Genomic DNA, 17,726 nt, shown 5'->3' with positions numbered 1-17,726 from the left:
GTACGCGAAGAACCTCAACGAAATGGCCCGTGAGGGTAAACTCGATCCGGTCATCGGTCGTGATGAGGAAATCCGCAGAACCCTGCATATCCTTTCCCGCAGGTCTAAAAACAATCCAATCCTGGTAGGTGAACCCGGTGTAGGTAAAACCGCTATCGTGGAAGGATTAGGTCACCGTATCATCAATGGCGATGTACCGGAAAACCTGAAATCCAAAATCATTTATGCCCTCGATATGGGTGCATTGATGGCAGGCGCCAAGTACCGCGGTGAATTTGAAGAAAGACTGAAAGGCGTGGTAAAAGAAGTGGCGGAAAGCAATGGAGAAATCATTCTCTTTATTGATGAAATCCATACCCTGATAGGGGCCGGTGCCATGGAAGGCGCTATGGATGCCGCAAATATCCTGAAACCTGCATTGGCCAGAGGAGAACTCCGCGCTATCGGTGCTACCACCCTCAATGAATACCAGAAATATTTTGAGAAAGATAAGGCCCTGGAACGTCGTTTCCAGAAAGTATTGGTAGATGAACCTTCCGTGGAAGACGCCATCTCCATTTTACGTGGCTTGAAAGAAAAATACGAAAGTCATCACCATGTACTGATCAAAGATGAAGCGATTATTGCGGCCGTAGAATTATCTCATCGCTATATTACCGATCGTTTTTTACCAGACAAAGCGATCGACCTCATTGATGAAAGCGCCGCGAAATTAAGACTGGAAATGAATTCCATGCCGGAAGAACTGGATGAACTGGAAAGAAGAATCAGACAACTGGAAATTGAAAGAGAAGCCATTAAGCGCGAAAACGATGAAGACAAATTGCGTGAACTCGGAGAAGAAATAGCCCGGCTGAGTGAAGAACGTAATACATTCAAAGCAAAATGGCAGGCAGAAAAAGAAGTGGTAGATCAGATCCAGAACGCTAAATCAGCCATCGAAAACCTGAAACTGGAAGCCGAACAGGCAGAACGTAACGGCGACTTTGGCCGCGTAGCGGAAATTCGCTATGGTAAGGTAAAAGAACAGGAAAAACTGGTGCTCGACCTCACAGAAGAATTGAATAAAATATCTGCCAATCATAAACGTCTTCTTAAAGAGGAAGTAGATGCGGAAGATATCGCGGAAAACGTAGCCAAAGCTACCGGTATCCCCGTATCAAAAATGATGCAGAGCGAAAAGGATAAATTACTGCACCTGGAAGACGAGCTGCATCAGCGCGTTATCGGCCAGGACGAAGCGATTATCGCTGTGTCTGATGCCATCCGCCGCAGCCGCGCAGGATTGCAGGATCCACGCCGCCCTATCGGGTCCTTCATTTTCCTCGGTACTACCGGGGTCGGTAAAACAGAGCTGGCCAAAGCATTGGCAGAGTACCTGTTTGATGATGAAAACATGATGACCCGCATAGACATGAGTGAATACCAGGAAAAACACTCCGTGAGCCGCCTGGTAGGTGCACCTCCGGGATATGTGGGATATGATGAAGGCGGACAACTGACAGAAGCCGTACGCCGTAAACCTTATTCCGTGATCCTGCTCGATGAAATCGAAAAAGCACATCCGGATACCTTTAACATTTTGTTGCAGGTATTAGACGATGGACGTTTAACAGATAATAAAGGTCGTGTGGTAAATTTTAAGAACACCATCATCATCATGACCAGCAACATGGGTAGTCATATTATCCAGGAAAACTTTGAAACCATCAACGAATCCAACAGGGAAGATATAGTAGATAAAACGAAAGAAGAAGTAATGACCCTGCTGAAACAAACCATCCGTCCGGAGTTCCTGAACAGGATAGACGAGGTAATTATGTTCCAGCCTTTACTGAGAAGTGAAATTAAGGGAATAATTAACATTCAGTTACAGCAACTGAAGGATATGGTAGCGAAAAATGGCATGATATTGGAATTTTCAGACTATGCGCTCGAATACCTTTCCGTTCAGGGTTATGATCCGCAGTTTGGTGCAAGACCACTGAAACGCCTGATCCAAAAGGAAATCATCAACCTCTTAAGTAAGAAAATTTTAGGAGGCGAAATTGATAAATCCAAACCAGTGCTGATAGATGTATTTGATGGTGTAGTAGTAATCAGAAACAATTAATTCTAAATACGACGATACATAGTTAACGATAAGCCCCGCGATTCTTCGCGGGGCTTTTTTTATGCGGTGATTTTGCGTGTAGGCAGCCGCTGGTATTATCGATCTCTTTCCCTAAATTTGAATGAATCAAAATAGTCATTGTATGCCGGGAGAAAGAGAAAGAAGATTTATGCAGCATGCCATTGCTTTGTCCCGCCGGGGCATGGAAAATGGTGATGGCGGACCTTTTGGAGCTATTGTGGTAAGAGGAGAGGAGATTGTAGGAGAAGGCTGGAACCAGGTACTTACGGACACCGATCCTACGGCGCATGCAGAAGTAGTCGCCATACGACAGGCATGCAAAAAATTGGGTACTTTCCAGCTGCACGATTGTGAAATTTATACTTCCTGTGAACCTTGCCCCATGTGCCTGGGCGCTATCTACTGGGCCAGGCCACTACGGGTATTCTATGCCAACACCAAGGAAGATGCAGCCGCTATTGATTTTGATGATTCATTTATTTATAAAGAAATAGCAGAAGACCATGCGCATAAAAAAATTCCGCTGATTGCGATGCCGGATAATGCAGCATTAGCCGTGTTCCAGGACTGGAAAGAAAAAGGAGACAGAACATTGTATTAGCTGTTAGCTGTTAGCTTTTAGATTAGAGCGGATAACGTATGAAGCTAGTCGCTCTAATCTAAAAGCTAAAAGCTAACAGCTAAAAGCTAATGACGAATAGCTGAAAAGTGGTACGCCCAGAATAACGCCAGTAGTAAAAAAAGAATGCTGAGAATAATAACGGCAAGGGATATATAATTATCCGATTTTCTTCTGGTCCGGTAACGTTTACGTAATTTTTTAAGGAGATCCCATTTCATCTCTACGATCCATCCGGGTATCTTTTCTTTATCTTTTATAGCAGCCAGTCCTTCCAGCGCATCGCTGCAAAGCTCGCAGTCAGACAGGTGCATTTCTACCTCATGTTGTTCTTCAGCAGTCAGCTTACCCTGCACATAATCCAACAGCTGCTGTTGTGTAGGACAGCCTGTAGTTACAAAGATATCGTTGAAATGCTCGTTCATATCACTATTGATGCAAATTAACTTTTGTTTGCGCGTTGTTGTTTTTCCAGTAAAAGTTTCAGGTTCCTTTTGCCATTCTGGATATAACTCTTCACCTGTAGCAGGTTATACCCGGTTTGATCAGCAATTTCCTGGTATGATTTCTTTTGCAGGTAAAACAGCTGTACACAAACTTTCTGTTCAGGACTTAACAGGTTCATGGCCTGTTCCATATTTTCCAGCAAGATATCCTTTTCCTGGTATACCCGCTTATCTTCCTCCTCTGCTGCAAGTCCGCTCATATGTTTGTCAGAAATTTCTTCCTTGTATTTCATATGTTTTTGCCGCAATTGCATCAGGCAGTAGTTTTTGGTGACCTGGTAAATCCAGGCCCTGAAATACTGGATCTCATGCTTATTGATGTCGGATAACATCTTGAGAAAGATTTGTTGCACGGCGTCGCGTGCATCTTCTTCGTTCTTCAGGTATTTCATGCACATACCAAGCAATAGCAAGGCATATCGGTCAAACAGCACACCTATCCAATCACTGTTGTTATCAGCTTTGAACCGTTGCAGTAGCTCCTGGTCTGTTAGTTGTTGTATGTCTGGATTATTCACAGGCTAATAAATGGAATGCTGCATATGAGATGCAGCATTCACAAAAGTCCATAATATTTTTGATATAAATTTTATTACATGCTATCCAGTGCTTCCTGGGCCGCGTTTTTCATAGAGCCGTCCATGCGTACCACTTCTTTAAACATACGGCGGGCTTTACCCATTTGTCCTTTGCTGCGATAGCAGATGGCCAGTTGATAACGCGCCATCTCCACATATTTACCTGAGCTTACAGATTCAATTCTTCTGTACCGGTCTATCGCTTCCGTGAGATTACCCTGTTGCTGATATACCATGGCAGCTTTATAAAGGTATTCATCGCTGTTGACAGCCGTTGCCGGCGCTTCCCTTTTAGGTGGCTCTGGTGGTGGAGGAGCGGCCTTTTCTTCTTTAACTACTGGTTTATTATCCGGTTTGGGGTCCGGTTTTTTTTCTTCTTCTTTTTCTTTGACTTTGTCGGCGGCTTCTTTTTTCACAGAATCAGCCTGTTTCTGCAACAATACCTGTCGCCTTACACTGTCAGCTGCTGCTTTCTTTTGTAATGCTTTCAGGGCAGCCGCTTTTTTCAGGGCGATAGAATCCGGGGAGGTCGCCGCGGTGGCTGCCAACGGTTTACCGGGTGTTTCTGTTTTTTGACCAGCAGGCGGATGTCCCGATGCCGGTTCATTCGTTACCGGAGAAACCACCGGCTCAGTAGTGATGGCACTGGTTTGAGCGGAATCCCTGGCAGGCAAACTGGCCGCCATGATCCTTACCGGAGGCTGATTCCGCATATGCCCACGTAAAACGTATACGCTGCCAATACCTAAACCAATAAAGGCCACCACCCAGAAATAAGTCAGCATATGCTCCTTATTCTTTTCTTTACGGGTGTATTGTGCCACCTTATGCCCATGAGAAACTGGCTGCACACTATTCTGTACATAGCGTTGCAGCTTGTTGGTCAGGTCCTGGTAATTATCAGTGTTTCCTTCTTTCTCCAGTGCCTGCAGGGCATCATAACACAGGTCACAATCTGTGAGATGTTGTTCTACAAGATGTCTCTCCACATCAGTCAGCCTTCCGTCTAAATAGCGGGGGAGCTGGTCTCTGCTGAGGCAACGGATAGCGGAAAAAATCTTCAGTACCTTATCATTATTCGGTTTACTACTTAACATATCCCTGGTTCATAAATAGCTTGGCAAGTTTTCCTTTGGCAGCTTTCAGCTGGGCCCTTAACTTTTCCCTTGATAGCCCGGTAGCTGCTGAAAGGTCGGCAAAAGATTTATTTTCAAGATAAAATTGTGTGATAATGTGCTTGTCATCAGCCTGGAGTCGTTCTAATGCCTGCTCCAGCCGAACGGTCAGATCCTGCCGGTCGATGATATTGGTGGCGGCTTTGTCTACCGTATTTTCAATATGCAATAAATCTCTTCCATCGCGTGATGGATAGAAAGGGGTGTTTTTTTCCGGTTTACCCAGGTAGCCTTTCTGTATATGAAAGATCCATTCATTTGCTTTGTAGATAGTCTGCGTTTTAAGACTGGCACTTAATCTTTGTAGCAGGGCGGGAAATACAACATTGGGGTCCAGGTTGGAATTATTATTCAAATGGGGAATCGTAACAGCTACCAGCAGGTGACTGTACCTGTCCATCAATACGCCTTCTGCCTCGCGGTCGTTCTGTTTCCTGGCGCGGGATATCAGCTCTTTATCGGATAAATTGGTTAACTGTTGTTGCATAAACTTATTACTTTATATTTACGTACAAAAGCGGAAAAAGTTCATTTAGCGCATAAGATTATTGAATAATAAAATGGATTTATACAATTAATATGCCATACGCCATTGTTATTGTGCCAGTTGCGCCGGTAAGGGCTACTGCTTCGCACAAGAGTGAAATGATTTCCCAGTTGGTGTGGGGAGCCGCTGTTGAAATAACAGAAACGGCGCCCGGAGGCTGGGTATTCATAAAAAACCAGTACGATGAATACACCGGCTGGGTAACTGCAGCCCACCTGGAACCAATTGATGAAACATTGTTCAGGATGCCTGCCACCTGGTATCTGCCAGGCTGGGTTAACCGGGTTACCATGAATGATCAGCGGATGCTGGTCCCTTTTGGCTGCCTGGTGAAGAGCAATAACGATACTTCCACGCAATGGGGAAATATAGCCGTAAAATTCGAAGATAAGCCACTTCTCTTAACTAATATGGGTGCAGTAGATATAACGGCTTTAAAGAACGCTGCAACGCTGTTTTTAAATACGGGCTATCTCTGGGGTGGGGCCAGTGTTTTCGGGGTAGATTGCTCCGGGTTTACACAAAACGTTTTTAAATTATCCGGTATTCCACTGTGGCGGGATGCTTATCAGCAGGCCACACAAGGGGAACTGGTTGGTTTTTTACAGGAAGCCCGGCTGGGAGATCTGGCCTTCTTTGATAATGAAGAGGGAAGAATTACACACGTGGGGATCTTATTAAATGATCACGAAATTATCCATGCTTCCGGTAAAGTCCGTATTGATCCGATCGACAACCAGGGAATCATTAATGCCGATACCGGGCAAAGAACGCATCAGCTGCGGATTATTAAACGGTATTTTTAAACGCCTTCGGCGTTTGTCTTTGTTCAGGATTATACTGATTTTGATGATTTGCAGGATTTTTACTTTGATGATTTTGTAGGATTTTAAAAGATTTTGGGGAGATGAAAGCTGAATTTTTGTCCGCTTTCATCTCCCCAAAATATGTAACAACAAAACGCAGGAAAATCATCCAAATCAAATTAATCAATATAATCCTGCTCCAAAAAAAGCGCCGAAGGCGCTCTCCTTAGCTTTGCTTGAAAATCTTGCGATAATCCTCGAAGCTCTTCATAATAATTTCTTCAGCTTTCACTTTGTTCTGGAACTCTTCTACCACAACGGTTTTCTTTTCCAGCTTTTTATATTCTTCGAAGAAATGGCGCATTTCATCGATGAAGTGAGGAGGTAATTCGGAAATATCGTTGATGTGGTTTACGCTCATGTCGTTGGCGGCTACAGCAATGATCTTGTCATCCGCTTCACCACCATCAATCATTTGCATAACGCCAATAACTTTTGCTTCGATGATGCACATAGGCACACATTCAATCTGTGATAATATCAGGATATCCAGTGGATCATGATCATCGCAGTAAGACTGTGGAATAAAACCGTAGTTGGCAGGATAGTATACAGAAGAATATAAAACCCGGTCCAGTTTCAGCAAACCGCTTTCTTTATCCAGTTCATATTTGGCACGGCATCCCTTTGGAATCTCTATAATTGCATTTACAACATTTGGCACTTCAGAGCCGGGACTCACACTGTGCCAGGGATTTGTCATCATAATAATCTACTTTACTTTAAGGTTTATTGTTCAATATTTGATTAATGTAGAAAAGTGAATAAAGTACTCACCTCACTTTTCATGAAGATATGGTTAGGTTTCCGTTAAGTAAAAACAGGAAATACGCCACACATTCGAATCATTAATGCGTGGCAAAATTAAGGGAACTACCCTATAATAGCTAAAAATTATCCCTTCCTTTTGTGTAAAAAGACAAAAAGGGGGAAAATTTATTTAGTTTCCGGCATAACTATACCGGTAGCAGAACTGGTATCTGCGGGTAAAACCCCGGTAGAATCAAATGCATTACCAGTTTGAGGTGCGTAGTTGGGAATAATGCTGTCGAACGTCAGGGAAATTTTCCACTGTCCGTTTTCTTTCACCATCTGAAGGATTTCTTTCTGATGTGCAGAGGAGTTCAGGATAGTTACAGCTGCTTTATCGCCGTTTTCTTCAATATTGACTACCTCTATCCTGGCATTTTTAATCTTTTCCCTTTCCGGACCACTGCGGCGGCCGTCAAAAATAGCATAGATCTGAATTACCTGTTGAGATTCTTTGGTGGCATAGTCCCTTGCCTGGTCGTAGTTCGAATCCTGAATCGCATGCATAAACGCCAGCGCTACCTCTTCAGGGGAAGCCCTTTTCTTACAACTGCCCAACAGCAAAGTTGTAATCAATGCCAGTGTCATGATTCGAAAAAAATTGGTCATGCGGTCGATAAATTATTATATATCACAACAAAAATAGGGGTAAACTTCAATTCTGCAAAGTCATCAACTATAGCGCTACGCGTTCACAGGCTTCCGGACTGAATATCTCCCTTGGATAAAAAGAGGTGAACTTACGGCAATCGCCGTTAACAAAGAGTTAATATTTCATCATATGGCTATTTTGTTAGGTGGGTATTTCCTCCGGAACAGCTGCTGCTATTGAAGAAGATACCAAAATAACAAAATAGCCAAATGATAAAATGATCTATTTGTCCTTGTTGGCTTCGTAGGCCCTGATGATGGCTTTCACCAGTCGGTGTCTTACGACATCTTCTTCATCAAGTTCTACATGTGCAATTCCTTCAATGTTACGAAGGATGCGGGAAGCCCTGTCCAGACCGGATTGCTGATTTTTAGGTAAATCTATCTGTGTAAGGTCACCGGTAATGATGGCCTGGGCAGATGCTCCAATACGGGTTAGAAACATTTTGATCTGCAAATCAGTGGCATTTTGCGCCTCATCCAGGATAATAAACGAATTATCCAGTGTACGGCCACGCATATACGCCAATGGAGCAATCTCAATGACGCGGTTGGTCATGTAATAACTTAGCTTTTCCGCAGGGATCATATCATCCAGCGCATCGTACAATGGCCGCAGATAAGGATCAATCTTTTCTTTCAAATCTCCCGGCAGAAAACCAAGACTTTCCCCCGCTTCTACCGCCGGACGTGTCAGAATAATCTTTTTAACAGCTTTGTTCTTAAGCGCACGAACCGCCAAAGCTACGGCAGTATAGGTTTTACCAGTACCAGCTGGACCAATGGCGAAGATAATGTCGTTCTTCTCCGCCAGGGCTACCATCTTTTTCTGATTGGCAGTACGGGCTCTTACCGTACGACCGTTAGGACCAAATACCAATACTTCATTGGGGTTACGCTCACTGAAATTGTCGACTTTTGTGCCTTCCTCATCTCCCAGAATCTGTTCAAAATAGTTCTCCGTCAGGTTACCGTTCCGTTCCAGGTACTTAACAATCTGACCGATTTTTTCCTCCGCTGTAGCCACTTCTTCCGGTGCCCCACTCAATTTTAACTGGGTGCCCCTGGACAGGATCTTAAGCAATGGGAATTTCTTTTTCAGCAGATCTAGTTTTCCGTTATTAACACCGAAAAACTCAATGGGATTAATACTGTCTAAATTGATAATGGATTCAGTCAATGATTCTTGATTTAATTGTCCAGGAAATGATCGGTATTTTTCAATCCGAATATATTTAAATCTTGTACAACCTGGAAGACGCAATTGTTAAGCTATCACTAAATTCTGTACCCGTTCTGTTTGAAGGACTCCACTTTAGCGGCAATATCCTTATTGCTCAATGCAATAATACGGGCTGCCAGTATAGCTGCGTTGCGCGCTCCTGCTTTTCCTACTGCCAATGTACCAACAGGTAAGCCTGCAGGCATCTGTACAATAGAATACAAAGCGTCAATACCGCCAGGTAAACCACCTTCTAAAGGAACTCCCAGAACAGGCAGCGAAGTGTAAGCTGATACAACTCCCGGTAAGGCTGCTGCCATGCCCGCTGCGGCAATAATTACGCCAAATCCCTTCTCCTGAGCGGTTATACACAATTCTCTTACTTTATCCGGATTACGATGTGCTGACGCAACCACCATCTCATTCTCAATACCGAAATGTTGCAGATGTTTCTGCGATTCTTCCATTACTGGTTTGTCACTTTCGGAACCCATGATAATCAAAACTTTCATCTCAAATAGTATTTAAAAAATTGATAATTTATGTAGTTGCCCCAAAGATATTGATCGTTTGACAATTTCAGAAAACTGAAAATCCACACGACGTGGATAAATGGTACCTGCCAACCACTCATCCCCCCGTTCAACGCGCATTTGTAAAGGAATTGACCTTTATCCAACATTTTATTACTTTTACCGGCACAATAGTGTTTTTCATTATATAATGCCTACTTTGGGCATTTCCTTGACACAACGATCTTAGATTCTGCTATCATATGAATGTAGTTATGCTGGAACAGCATTACCGGCACTTACAGCATCTTGAAGCCGCTATTAATGCCTGTGCACTCTCTGTTACAATAGATGCAGCAGGTATAGTAACTGCGGTAAATACGCAGGTGATAGCCGCATTGCAGCAATCATCCGACTCCCTTATTGGCCAACCGCTTACCAGTATCCTCCGGCCTGCAGATGCAGCCCAGTGGCTAAAAATATGGACCACCCTCCTGGCAGGTCATCCTGTACAGGAACAATGCTGTTTTCTTAATAACGAAAACAGCCCCCTCTGGCTCGAAGCCGGTATCAGCCCCCTCCTCAGTGAGGCAGGCGCCATGGAACACTGCATACTCATCGGAATAGATATCACCTCCCGTAAACTCGCAGAAGTAAAACGCGAACAAAATGAAATCTACTACAGCCAGGTGCTGGAAAATCTCCCCCTCGGCCTGCAACAGTTTTCACCGGAAGGTATTAGCATGGACATGAACAGCCGCCAACGGGAAATATGGGGCGATGCACATCCTTTCTTTACAAAAAAAGACTACAAATGGCTGCAGGACCCGTTTTATCGGCTCAATGGCCTGGCAGATATGTTTGAGGAAGCCCTTACCACCGGCAAAACAATCAAACGCGAAATACTCCTTAGCTATCGCGAAAAACGAAACGAAAATATTACCCGGCTATATCCCGTTTATTTTGAAGCTACCATATTCCCGCTCACAGATCTGCAGCGCAATAGGGTCAATCTCTTCCTGATCCTGGACGATATCACAGAGAAAAAACTCTCTGAACTGAGCCTCCAGAAAAGTGAACGACTCCTCGATAATATCATCGAAAACCTGCCCATCGGCTATATTCAGTTCGATAATTTCGGCTTCATCCGCCGGATCAATCAAACGCAACGCTTCTTTTTCAATTCGCCATATCCCGCAGTACGCCAGCCTTTCAACGTGATGAACGACGAGCTCTCCACCATGTTTGAATTGGATAAATTGTTCATTCAGGCACTGGAACAAAACAAATCACTGCGGGTGGAAAAACGCATCGATTTCTCCCAGGATAAACGCTGGACGACCGTTGGCCGCGAGGTATACCTCGACCTGACCGTCTTCCCCGTTATAGAACCGGTAGACAAGGAAATGATTGTAGTAGCCCTGGTGAATGATATTACCGATAAAAAAATGCAGGAACTGGAAAACAGAAAAAACCAGGAATTCCTGCAGCAAACCGGCAGCATCGGCAAAATAGGAGGTTGGGAAATGGATATCGACAGCCAGCAGGTACGCTGGACGGATCAATCCTATTATATCCACGACTGCCCCGTTGATACGGAAATAACCCTCGACAAAGCCATCGCATTTTACACGCCGGAAGCAAGGGAAACCCTCGAAGCACTCATGCAGCAATGTATGGATACCGGTAAACCTTTTGATGCACAACTCACCATCCTGTCCGCAAAGAAACAGCTGAAAAAGGTTCGCTCCATCGGGCAGCCCGGTTATGTAGATGGCCGGCTGGTAAGGATGTACGGGGTGATACAGGATATTACGGAACAACTGGAAATAAAAGATGCACTCACGCGGAACACAGAGCTGATGCGGCTTTTCTTCGATACCATCGATATGGGATATGCCGCCATGGAAAAAAATGGCAACGTCAACTTCCTGAACCGCAAGGCAGAGAAAATGATCGGACACCCCGTAGCCATGGGCAGCAACATCTTTGAAGAGTTTCCGCGACTCAGTGGTACGGTATTCTATGCACGCTTACAGGAATGTATCCTGCAGCAAACTTCCCAATCTTTCGGGATTTACTTTCCGGGCGTAGATAAATGGTACGATTTCCTGCTCACACCGATGCGGGACGGCGGGATCTCCGTATTCATGCGGGATATCACCGATAGCCGGAAAATGCAGAAAGAGCTAAGAAAGGCCAACGACCAGCTGTCTAACCTCAATAAAAATCTTACCAACCAGAATAAACAGCTGGAAGACTTTGCCCATATTACCTCGCATAACCTCCGGGCGCCTATTGCCAACCTGAAAGCGCTGATGCAAATGCACAATGAAGCGGTGGCGCAGCAGGAGAGAGATCTGTACCTGGGAATGGTACACGAGGTCATTAAAAAGATCGATGAAACATTGAATGACCTGGTAGAAGTGGTACAAATCAGGAAAGATCTGAACGTTGAGAAAGAAAAATTACTGTTTTCAGAGAGATTACAAAAGGTAAGGGATGTTTTGCTGGTAGATATTGAAACCACCAATATCCAGATTACGTATGACTTTGACGCAGAACCTGTGATTGAATATCCCCGGGTGTACCTGGATAGCATTTTACAGAACTTTATTACGAATGCCATTCGTTACCGCTCTTCAGAACGTACGCCATCAGTACATTTACAGACCTGGAAGGAAAATGAAAACATCATCTTAAGTGTGGAAGATAACGGCGTAGGCATAGATATGGAGCGCTTCGGCAACAAGTTATTCGGCTTCCGCAAAACCTTTCACAAGAATAAAGATGCCAAGGGAATTGGCCTGTTCATCACTAAAACCCAGGTAGAAGCTATGGGTGGAAGTATCAGAGCAGAAAGCCATCCGGGAGAAGGAACGAAATTTATTATTACATTTAGATCAGAATAAACCCCCTTTATGAAGTTGATCAATACGATTTTTATTGTAGATGATGATCCGATTCACCAGCAGATTGCTAAAATTATGATCGAACGGCAGGCCATCACCAGTAATATCCGCGTATTTTCGGATGCACAGGATGTGCTGGACTATCTCCGTGAAAATGCCGGCGATACCAATGCTTTGCCTGATCTTATTTTGCTGGATTTGAATATGCCGGTGATGGATGGCTGGGAGTTCCTGGAAGAGTATGCCTCATTTTGTAAGCAGCTGCCCAAGAGTATCCGGATATTTGTACTCACCTCTTCTATAGACGAAAAGGACCGGGAGCGGGTAAGCGCTTACGATTTCGTAACAGGTTATCTCACCAAGCCATTATCAAAGGAAATTATTGCGCACTTGTCTTAAGCGCATGAATGGTTTTTTCAGGGTCTGCGGAGGAAAATACCGCGCTGCCTGCCACCAGCACATTGGCGCCTGCATGAATAAGTTGTCCGGCATTTTCTGTTCCTATGCCTCCGTCTACTTCAATCAACGCATGTGAATGGGTGTCAGTAATCAGCTTTCTTAGTTGCCGGATCTTATGATAGGTTTGCTCAATAAAAGTTTGACCGCCGAAACCAGGGTTCACACTCATAATCAGCACTACATCAATATCACGGATGACATTTTCCAGCATGCCTACAGGTGTATGTGGGTTCAGTGCCACACCGGCTTTCATGCCAAGTCCTTTTATCTGTTGTATATTTCTATGGAGATGAATACAGGCTTCGAGGTGTACCGTTAAAATATCCGCACCGGCTTTTTTGAAGTCCGCTGCATATTTTTCGGGTTCTTCGATCATTAAGTGAACATCACAGGGCTTGTTCGCTCTTTTCTTTATCTGGGCAATCACTGGCAGGCCGTAACTGATATTAGGTACAAACCTGCCGTCCATTACATCGAGGTGAAACCAATCAGCTTCACTGCGATTGACCATATCAATATCTTTTCCCAGCTCCAGGAAATTCGCTGCCAGTAAAGAAGGCGCCACTAAAACAGGATGTTTTTCCAAATGCAGTATTTTTGAGTCATGTAAATTTAAGTAATTAAGGCTTCAGTCTTTCCAACGCTGCCTTAGCTTCCTGGAAATCTTTTTTAAAGGACGACGCTTTGGTGTAATCTTCTATCGCCAATGCTTTGTTGCCCAGCTGCTCCTGGGTTTGCGCCCGGTAGTAGTAAGCCCACGCGTCTGTAGGAGCCGATTTGGCGGCCATGTTATAATAGGTATACGCCTCTTTCCAGGCTTTTTTGTTGCTGTAAATTTTCCCCAGTGCCAGGTAGGCGGGCTCAAATCCCGGATCTGCTATAATACATTTCCGATAGGTGAAGAGCGCCGCCGGTTCATCGCCCAGTTCTTCCTGAAATTGCGCGGCTTCGTATAAAGGATAGGCATTGGTGGTATCCAGGCGCCATGCCTGTGTATAGTAAGTGAGAGCAGCAATCGCTTTGCGGCTGCGCAACAGATCTCCCAATTCCATCACGGCCTCAAATTCAGGTTGCGCTCCAGCTGCATGAATAGCAGAAGTAAGATGGCGGATAGCGGTAACGGTATCTTGTTTGTCTTCTGCCATACGGGCTTTCAGATAAAAAGCCTTGTCACGTCCTTCCTTCGTTTGTGCGAGCACGTTGGCGATACTATCGGCAGCAGCATATGATTTATTTTCTATGAGCGCGGTAGCCAGCCGATACTCCAGGTACGTATAGCCGGGAGCGGTGGCAAGGGCCTGCTGAAAGTAGCCGGCTGCTTTTTTGTAATCGTTCACGATCAGGGCCGCTTCTCCGGCGCCCGCCCAGTAGTCGGTGTTGGCAGGCATTAAGGTGGCTGCTTTTTCAAAATCAGCCTGCGCAAATACCGGGTTGGTATTAAATAGCAATAAGGCCCGGCGATAATACAATTCCGGATTATCCGGAAACTGCCGGATAGAATCCGTTACGGGGCGGATAATATCACTTTGTAGTACGGTGTCTGCATTACCGGTCGTTGCTGGCTGCCGGGTGCCGGCAGTATTGCATGCCTGCGCACCCACTAATAACAGGAGGATAGATAGATACTTCATACGAACGCCAAAACTACAGAATCCTTATCGCATTAACCAGTTTTTGAACGCAGTATAGTCTGCCGCCAGCAAGGTGGCTTCTTTTTCTTTACCATATAACGACATCACCTTCGCAGGGGTATATATTTCTTCCCGGATGGATTTCGGCGCCGTGTCTTCAAATTTTACCGGATGCGCTGTTTCCAGGAAAACGCCGGTCAGCTCCGGAGAATGCTCCAGGTAACGTTGCAGTCCCATGTAGCCTACGGCTCCATGCGGGTCCAGCATATAATGATTTTCTTTCCATACCTGTTCCATGGTGCGGGCAGTGTCTTTATCATTAAAGCTATAAGCAGTCAGCTTCTCCGCCAGAGAAGGCAAACTGTTGCCAAATAACTCCAATATCCGTACGAAATTGCTGGGATCTGCCACATCCATCGCATTGGAAAGGGTAGGAGATGCTTTGCCCGGTTCATACTTGCCACTGGCCATAAACCTCGGCACCGTATCATTAATATTGGTGGCAGCTACAAAATGCGAAACAGGTAATCCCATAGCGGTGGCCATCATGCCGGCGCAGATGTTGCCGAAATTGCCGCTGGGCACGGAAAATACCAGTTTGGGATGCGCTGCTTTCATTTGTTTGTATGCCAGGAAATAGTAAAACATCTGCGGCAACCAGCGGGCTACGTTGATAGAGTTGGCGCTGGTAAGCGGGCGGCGGCCCTGCAGTTCTTTGTCCAGGAAAGCCGTTTTTACCAGCTGCTGGCAGTCGTCAAAAGTACCCTGGATTTCCAGTGCATGAATGTTCTTACCCAGCGTAGTCAGTTGTTTTTCCTGTAGTACACTTACTTTTTGAGATGGGTAAAGGATCACCACCTCTACACCCGGTACATTGTAAAAACCACTCGCTACTGCGCCGCCGGTATCGCCGGAAGTGGCTACCAGTACGGTTACCGGCTCAGTGCTGTTGCGGCGGAAATAACCCAGGCATCCGGCCATAAACCGCGCGCCTACATCTTTAAAGGCAAGGGTAGGGCCGTGAAATAACTCCAGCGCAAAAGTCTGACCAGTAACTTTCTGCACCGGGAAAGGAAAATGCAATGTGTCTGTAACAATCTTTTTTAATGCTTCTTCGGGTATTTCGTCTCCTACAAATGGGCGGATAACTTTTAGTCCGATTTCATGATCCGTATAGTCGTGCAGGTGAGTAAGGAAGTCTTTGTCCAGTGTTGGTATCTGTTCCGGAAAATATAAACCTCTGTCTGGTGCTAATCCTTGTACAACTGCTGTTTCGAAATTTACCTGGTGCTGCTTGTTTTGTAAGCTGAAATACTGCATGGATAATACGTTTGTTTTGGTTAGTCAATCACTTTTACACCGGCGGTGTTAATTTGGGAAACATAGATTTTATAATCTACGCCCAGTGGTGCGTAAACGCTATCCATAGTGGCCGCAACTTTGCGGGCATTTTCTTCTCCTTTACTAAGCATAAATACAGAAGGACCGGAACCGGAAATACCTCCGCCCAATGCGCCGGCTTCCTTACATTTCAGTTTCAGTTCATGAAACGCAGGGATCAGGATGGCCCGTACCGGCTCTACGATCACATCTTCCAGCGAGCGGCTGATCAGTTCATAATCTTCCTGGTATAAGCCCGCTACCAGCGCACCTACGTTGCCCCACTGCCGGATGGCATCGGTCATCAGTACTTTCTGTTTCAGTATTTCACGGGCATCAGAAGTCTTTACTTCTATTTGCGGATGTATAACAGTGACCCATAAATGTTCCGGGGTATGCAGCGTGGTAATGTCCAGCGGACGATAACTTCTCACCAGCGTAAAACCGCCCAGGATAGCCGGTGCTACGTTGTCTGCATGAGCAGAGCCACAGGCAAGTCTTTCCCCTTCCATCGCAAAGCGTACCAGTTGCTTTTTGGTAAAAGGGTCGCCCAGCAGGTGGTTTACGCCTACTACCGCGCCGGCGCTGCTGGCGGCGCTGGAGCCAATACCGCTACCCGGATGAATCTTTTTGAAGATCTCTATTTCAATGCCCAGATCCGGCTGTTCGTATTTCTGTAACAGCGCCTGCACCGCTACGCCGGCCACGTTGCGGGCGGGATCGAGGGGGAGGTCTGCGCCATGGATGGCAGTAATGCGGATGCCCGGCTCGCTGGACCTGCGAAGGATCATTTCATCTCCCGGTGCATCCAGTGCCAGTCCTATCACATCAAAGCCACAGGCCACATTGGCAACAGTTCCCGGCGCAAATACTTTTATACTATCCATATAACCGTTTAAGTTAGTTTAATTTAAGAATTGATTTCAACGTTTGCAAGAACGCAGCAAACTATTCATATAAAGTTTACAATCTGGCACTGCGGATAATATCAGCAAAGATGCCGGAAGCCGTTACGTCAGCGCCTGCACCCGCACCTTTCACCATCAGTGGCTGGTCTTTATAACGACTGGTAGTATACAACACGATGTTATCCTTGCCTTCCAGTTTAAAAAACGGATGATCCGGTGCCACACTTTGTAATCCTACAGAGGCTTTACCCGCTTCATAACGGGCTACAAATTTCAGACGTTTACCTTCTGCTGCAGCAGCTTCGCGGAGTCCCTGAAAATGTCCGGCATGTACATCGAGTTCTTCGTAGAAAGCGGGTACAGAAGGTGCATCCAGACAAGCATCCGGCAGGAAAGAGTAGTTGGTGATTTCGTCCATTTCTATCGCGGCGCCACTTTCTCTGGCCAGGATCAGGATTTTTCTCATCACGTCTTTACCACTCAGGTCAATGCGTGGATCCGGCTCAGTGTATCCCTCATCCTGCGCGGCTTTCACCACTTCACGGAAGCTGGCGCCGTTGACAAAATGATTGAATACAAAATTCAAACTACCGGATAGAACAGCTTCGATACTATGTACTTTGTCGCCGCTTCTGATCAGATCATTCAGGGTGTTGATGACAGGTAAACCTGCGCCTACATTGGTTTCAAAAAGAAATGAAGCATTGTATTTTCTGGCAAGGTCTTTCAGCTGTTTGTAGTACACGTAGTCAGAAGAACAGGCAATTTTGTTGCAGGTGACCACGGAAATCCCGTGTTGCAGGAATTCATGGTATA

17 protein-coding genes and 1 pseudogene are annotated in these 17,726 nt (G+C 45.4%); 5 read left to right on the top strand and 13 right to left on the bottom strand.

Translation table 11 applies throughout. From position 1 onward, the window contains the following. A partial coding sequence (locus VIP81_RS11090) for an ATP-dependent Clp protease ATP-binding subunit (protein WP_331959920.1) occupies positions 1-2,113 on the top strand: 2,113 nt, incomplete at its 5' end. A 142-nt stretch (positions 2,114-2,255) separates the two neighbouring features. Beyond that, positions 2,256-2,735, top strand: coding sequence for a nucleoside deaminase (locus tag VIP81_RS11085; protein WP_331959917.1), 480 nt, complete (start codon positions 2,256-2,258; stop codon positions 2,733-2,735). Positions 2,736-2,821: 86 nt separating this feature from the next. Here the strand turns inward: VIP81_RS11085 and VIP81_RS11080 are convergent, their stop codons facing one another. From VIP81_RS11080 to VIP81_RS11065, 4 genes are all read right to left on the bottom strand, one after another. After that, entirely contained in the window at positions 2,822-3,178 is a 357-nt protein-coding gene (locus VIP81_RS11080) for a zf-HC2 domain-containing protein (protein ID WP_331959914.1), read from the bottom strand. A 17-nt stretch (positions 3,179-3,195) separates the two neighbouring features. After that, positions 3,196-3,777: a sigma-70 family RNA polymerase sigma factor gene (locus VIP81_RS11075; protein WP_331959911.1), complete on the bottom strand. Its 582-nt coding sequence runs from the start codon at positions 3,775-3,777 to the stop codon at positions 3,196-3,198. A 74-nt stretch (positions 3,778-3,851) separates the two neighbouring features. Next, positions 3,852-4,934, bottom strand: a complete 1,083-nt coding sequence (locus tag VIP81_RS11070; protein ID WP_331959908.1) for a tetratricopeptide repeat protein — start codon at positions 4,932-4,934, stop codon at positions 3,852-3,854. Next, positions 4,924-5,499: a hypothetical protein gene (locus VIP81_RS11065; protein ID WP_331959905.1), complete on the bottom strand. Its 576-nt coding sequence runs from the start codon at positions 5,497-5,499 to the stop codon at positions 4,924-4,926. Before VIP81_RS11065 ends, VIP81_RS11070 begins: the two co-directional genes overlap by 11 nt. A gap of 92 nt (positions 5,500-5,591) precedes the next feature. Here VIP81_RS11065 and VIP81_RS11060 point away from each other — a divergent pair, with 92 nt between their 5' ends. Then, positions 5,592-6,365, top strand: coding sequence for an SH3 domain-containing C40 family peptidase (locus tag VIP81_RS11060; RefSeq protein WP_331959901.1), 774 nt, complete (start codon positions 5,592-5,594; stop codon positions 6,363-6,365). A gap of 226 nt (positions 6,366-6,591) precedes the next feature. Here VIP81_RS11060 and VIP81_RS11055 read toward each other — a convergent pair whose 3' ends face one another. From VIP81_RS11055 to purE, 4 genes are all read right to left on the bottom strand, one after another. Next, positions 6,592-7,131 carry an inorganic diphosphatase gene (locus VIP81_RS11055; RefSeq protein WP_331959898.1) on the bottom strand — a complete coding sequence of 180 codons (540 nt, stop codon included), beginning with the start codon at positions 7,129-7,131 and terminating at the stop codon, positions 6,592-6,594. A gap of 230 nt (positions 7,132-7,361) precedes the next feature. Then, positions 7,362-7,844 (bottom strand): hypothetical protein, encoded by a 483-nt coding sequence (locus VIP81_RS11050; protein ID WP_331959895.1) that lies wholly within the window; start codon positions 7,842-7,844, stop codon positions 7,362-7,364. 265 nt (positions 7,845-8,109) lie between these two features. After that, entirely contained in the window at positions 8,110-9,066 is a 957-nt protein-coding gene (locus VIP81_RS11045) for a PhoH family protein (RefSeq protein ID WP_331959892.1), read from the bottom strand. Positions 9,067-9,164: 98 nt separating this feature from the next. Next, complete coding sequence (gene purE, locus VIP81_RS11040) at positions 9,165-9,620, bottom strand: 5-(carboxyamino)imidazole ribonucleotide mutase (RefSeq protein WP_331959889.1); 456 nt, start codon at positions 9,618-9,620, stop codon at positions 9,165-9,167. 263 nt (positions 9,621-9,883) lie between these two features. On the opposite strand from purE, the gene VIP81_RS11035 reads away from it, so the two are divergent. Both VIP81_RS11035 and VIP81_RS11030 read left to right on the top strand, forming a co-directional pair. Continuing rightward, positions 9,884-12,532 (top strand): PAS domain S-box protein, encoded by a 2,649-nt coding sequence (locus VIP81_RS11035; protein WP_331959886.1) that lies wholly within the window; start codon positions 9,884-9,886, stop codon positions 12,530-12,532. 9 nt (positions 12,533-12,541) lie between these two features. Continuing rightward, positions 12,542-12,931: a response regulator gene (locus VIP81_RS11030; protein ID WP_331959883.1), complete on the top strand. Its 390-nt coding sequence runs from the start codon at positions 12,542-12,544 to the stop codon at positions 12,929-12,931. On the opposite strand, the gene rpe is transcribed toward VIP81_RS11030, so the two are convergent. The 5 genes and pseudogenes from rpe to VIP81_RS11005 form a co-directional block, all read right to left on the bottom strand. After that, positions 12,912-13,577: a ribulose-phosphate 3-epimerase gene (gene rpe / locus VIP81_RS11025; protein ID WP_331959880.1), complete on the bottom strand. Its 666-nt coding sequence runs from the start codon at positions 13,575-13,577 to the stop codon at positions 12,912-12,914. The genes VIP81_RS11030 and rpe overlap by 20 nt on opposite strands. Before the next feature lie 34 nt (positions 13,578-13,611). After that, positions 13,612-14,622: a tetratricopeptide repeat protein gene (locus tag VIP81_RS11020; protein ID WP_331959877.1), complete on the bottom strand. Its 1,011-nt coding sequence runs from the start codon at positions 14,620-14,622 to the stop codon at positions 13,612-13,614. Positions 14,623-14,646: 24 nt separating this feature from the next. After that, on the bottom strand, positions 14,647-15,942 hold the full coding sequence (gene thrC, locus VIP81_RS11015) for a threonine synthase (protein WP_331959874.1): 1,296 nt from the start codon (positions 15,940-15,942) through the stop codon (positions 14,647-14,649). Positions 15,943-15,962: 20 nt separating this feature from the next. Beyond that, the gene (locus VIP81_RS11010; protein ID WP_331959871.1) at positions 15,963-16,889 is read right to left on the bottom strand and encodes a homoserine kinase; all 927 of its coding nucleotides are present in this window, start codon (positions 16,887-16,889) and stop codon (positions 15,963-15,965) included. A 76-nt stretch (positions 16,890-16,965) separates the two neighbouring features. Beyond that, a pseudogene (locus tag VIP81_RS11005) lies at positions 16,966-17,726 on the bottom strand (bifunctional aspartate kinase/homoserine dehydrogenase I); the annotation flags it as partial.

Origin of the sequence: Chitinophaga sp., from assembly GCF_036566945.1 — a bacterium.
In the GTDB taxonomy this organism is placed as follows: Bacteria; Bacteroidota; Bacteroidia; order Chitinophagales; family Chitinophagaceae; genus Chitinophaga.
The sequence above is the reverse complement of the archived record's forward strand: the minus strand, read 5'-3'. Positions and strand labels throughout refer to the sequence as shown.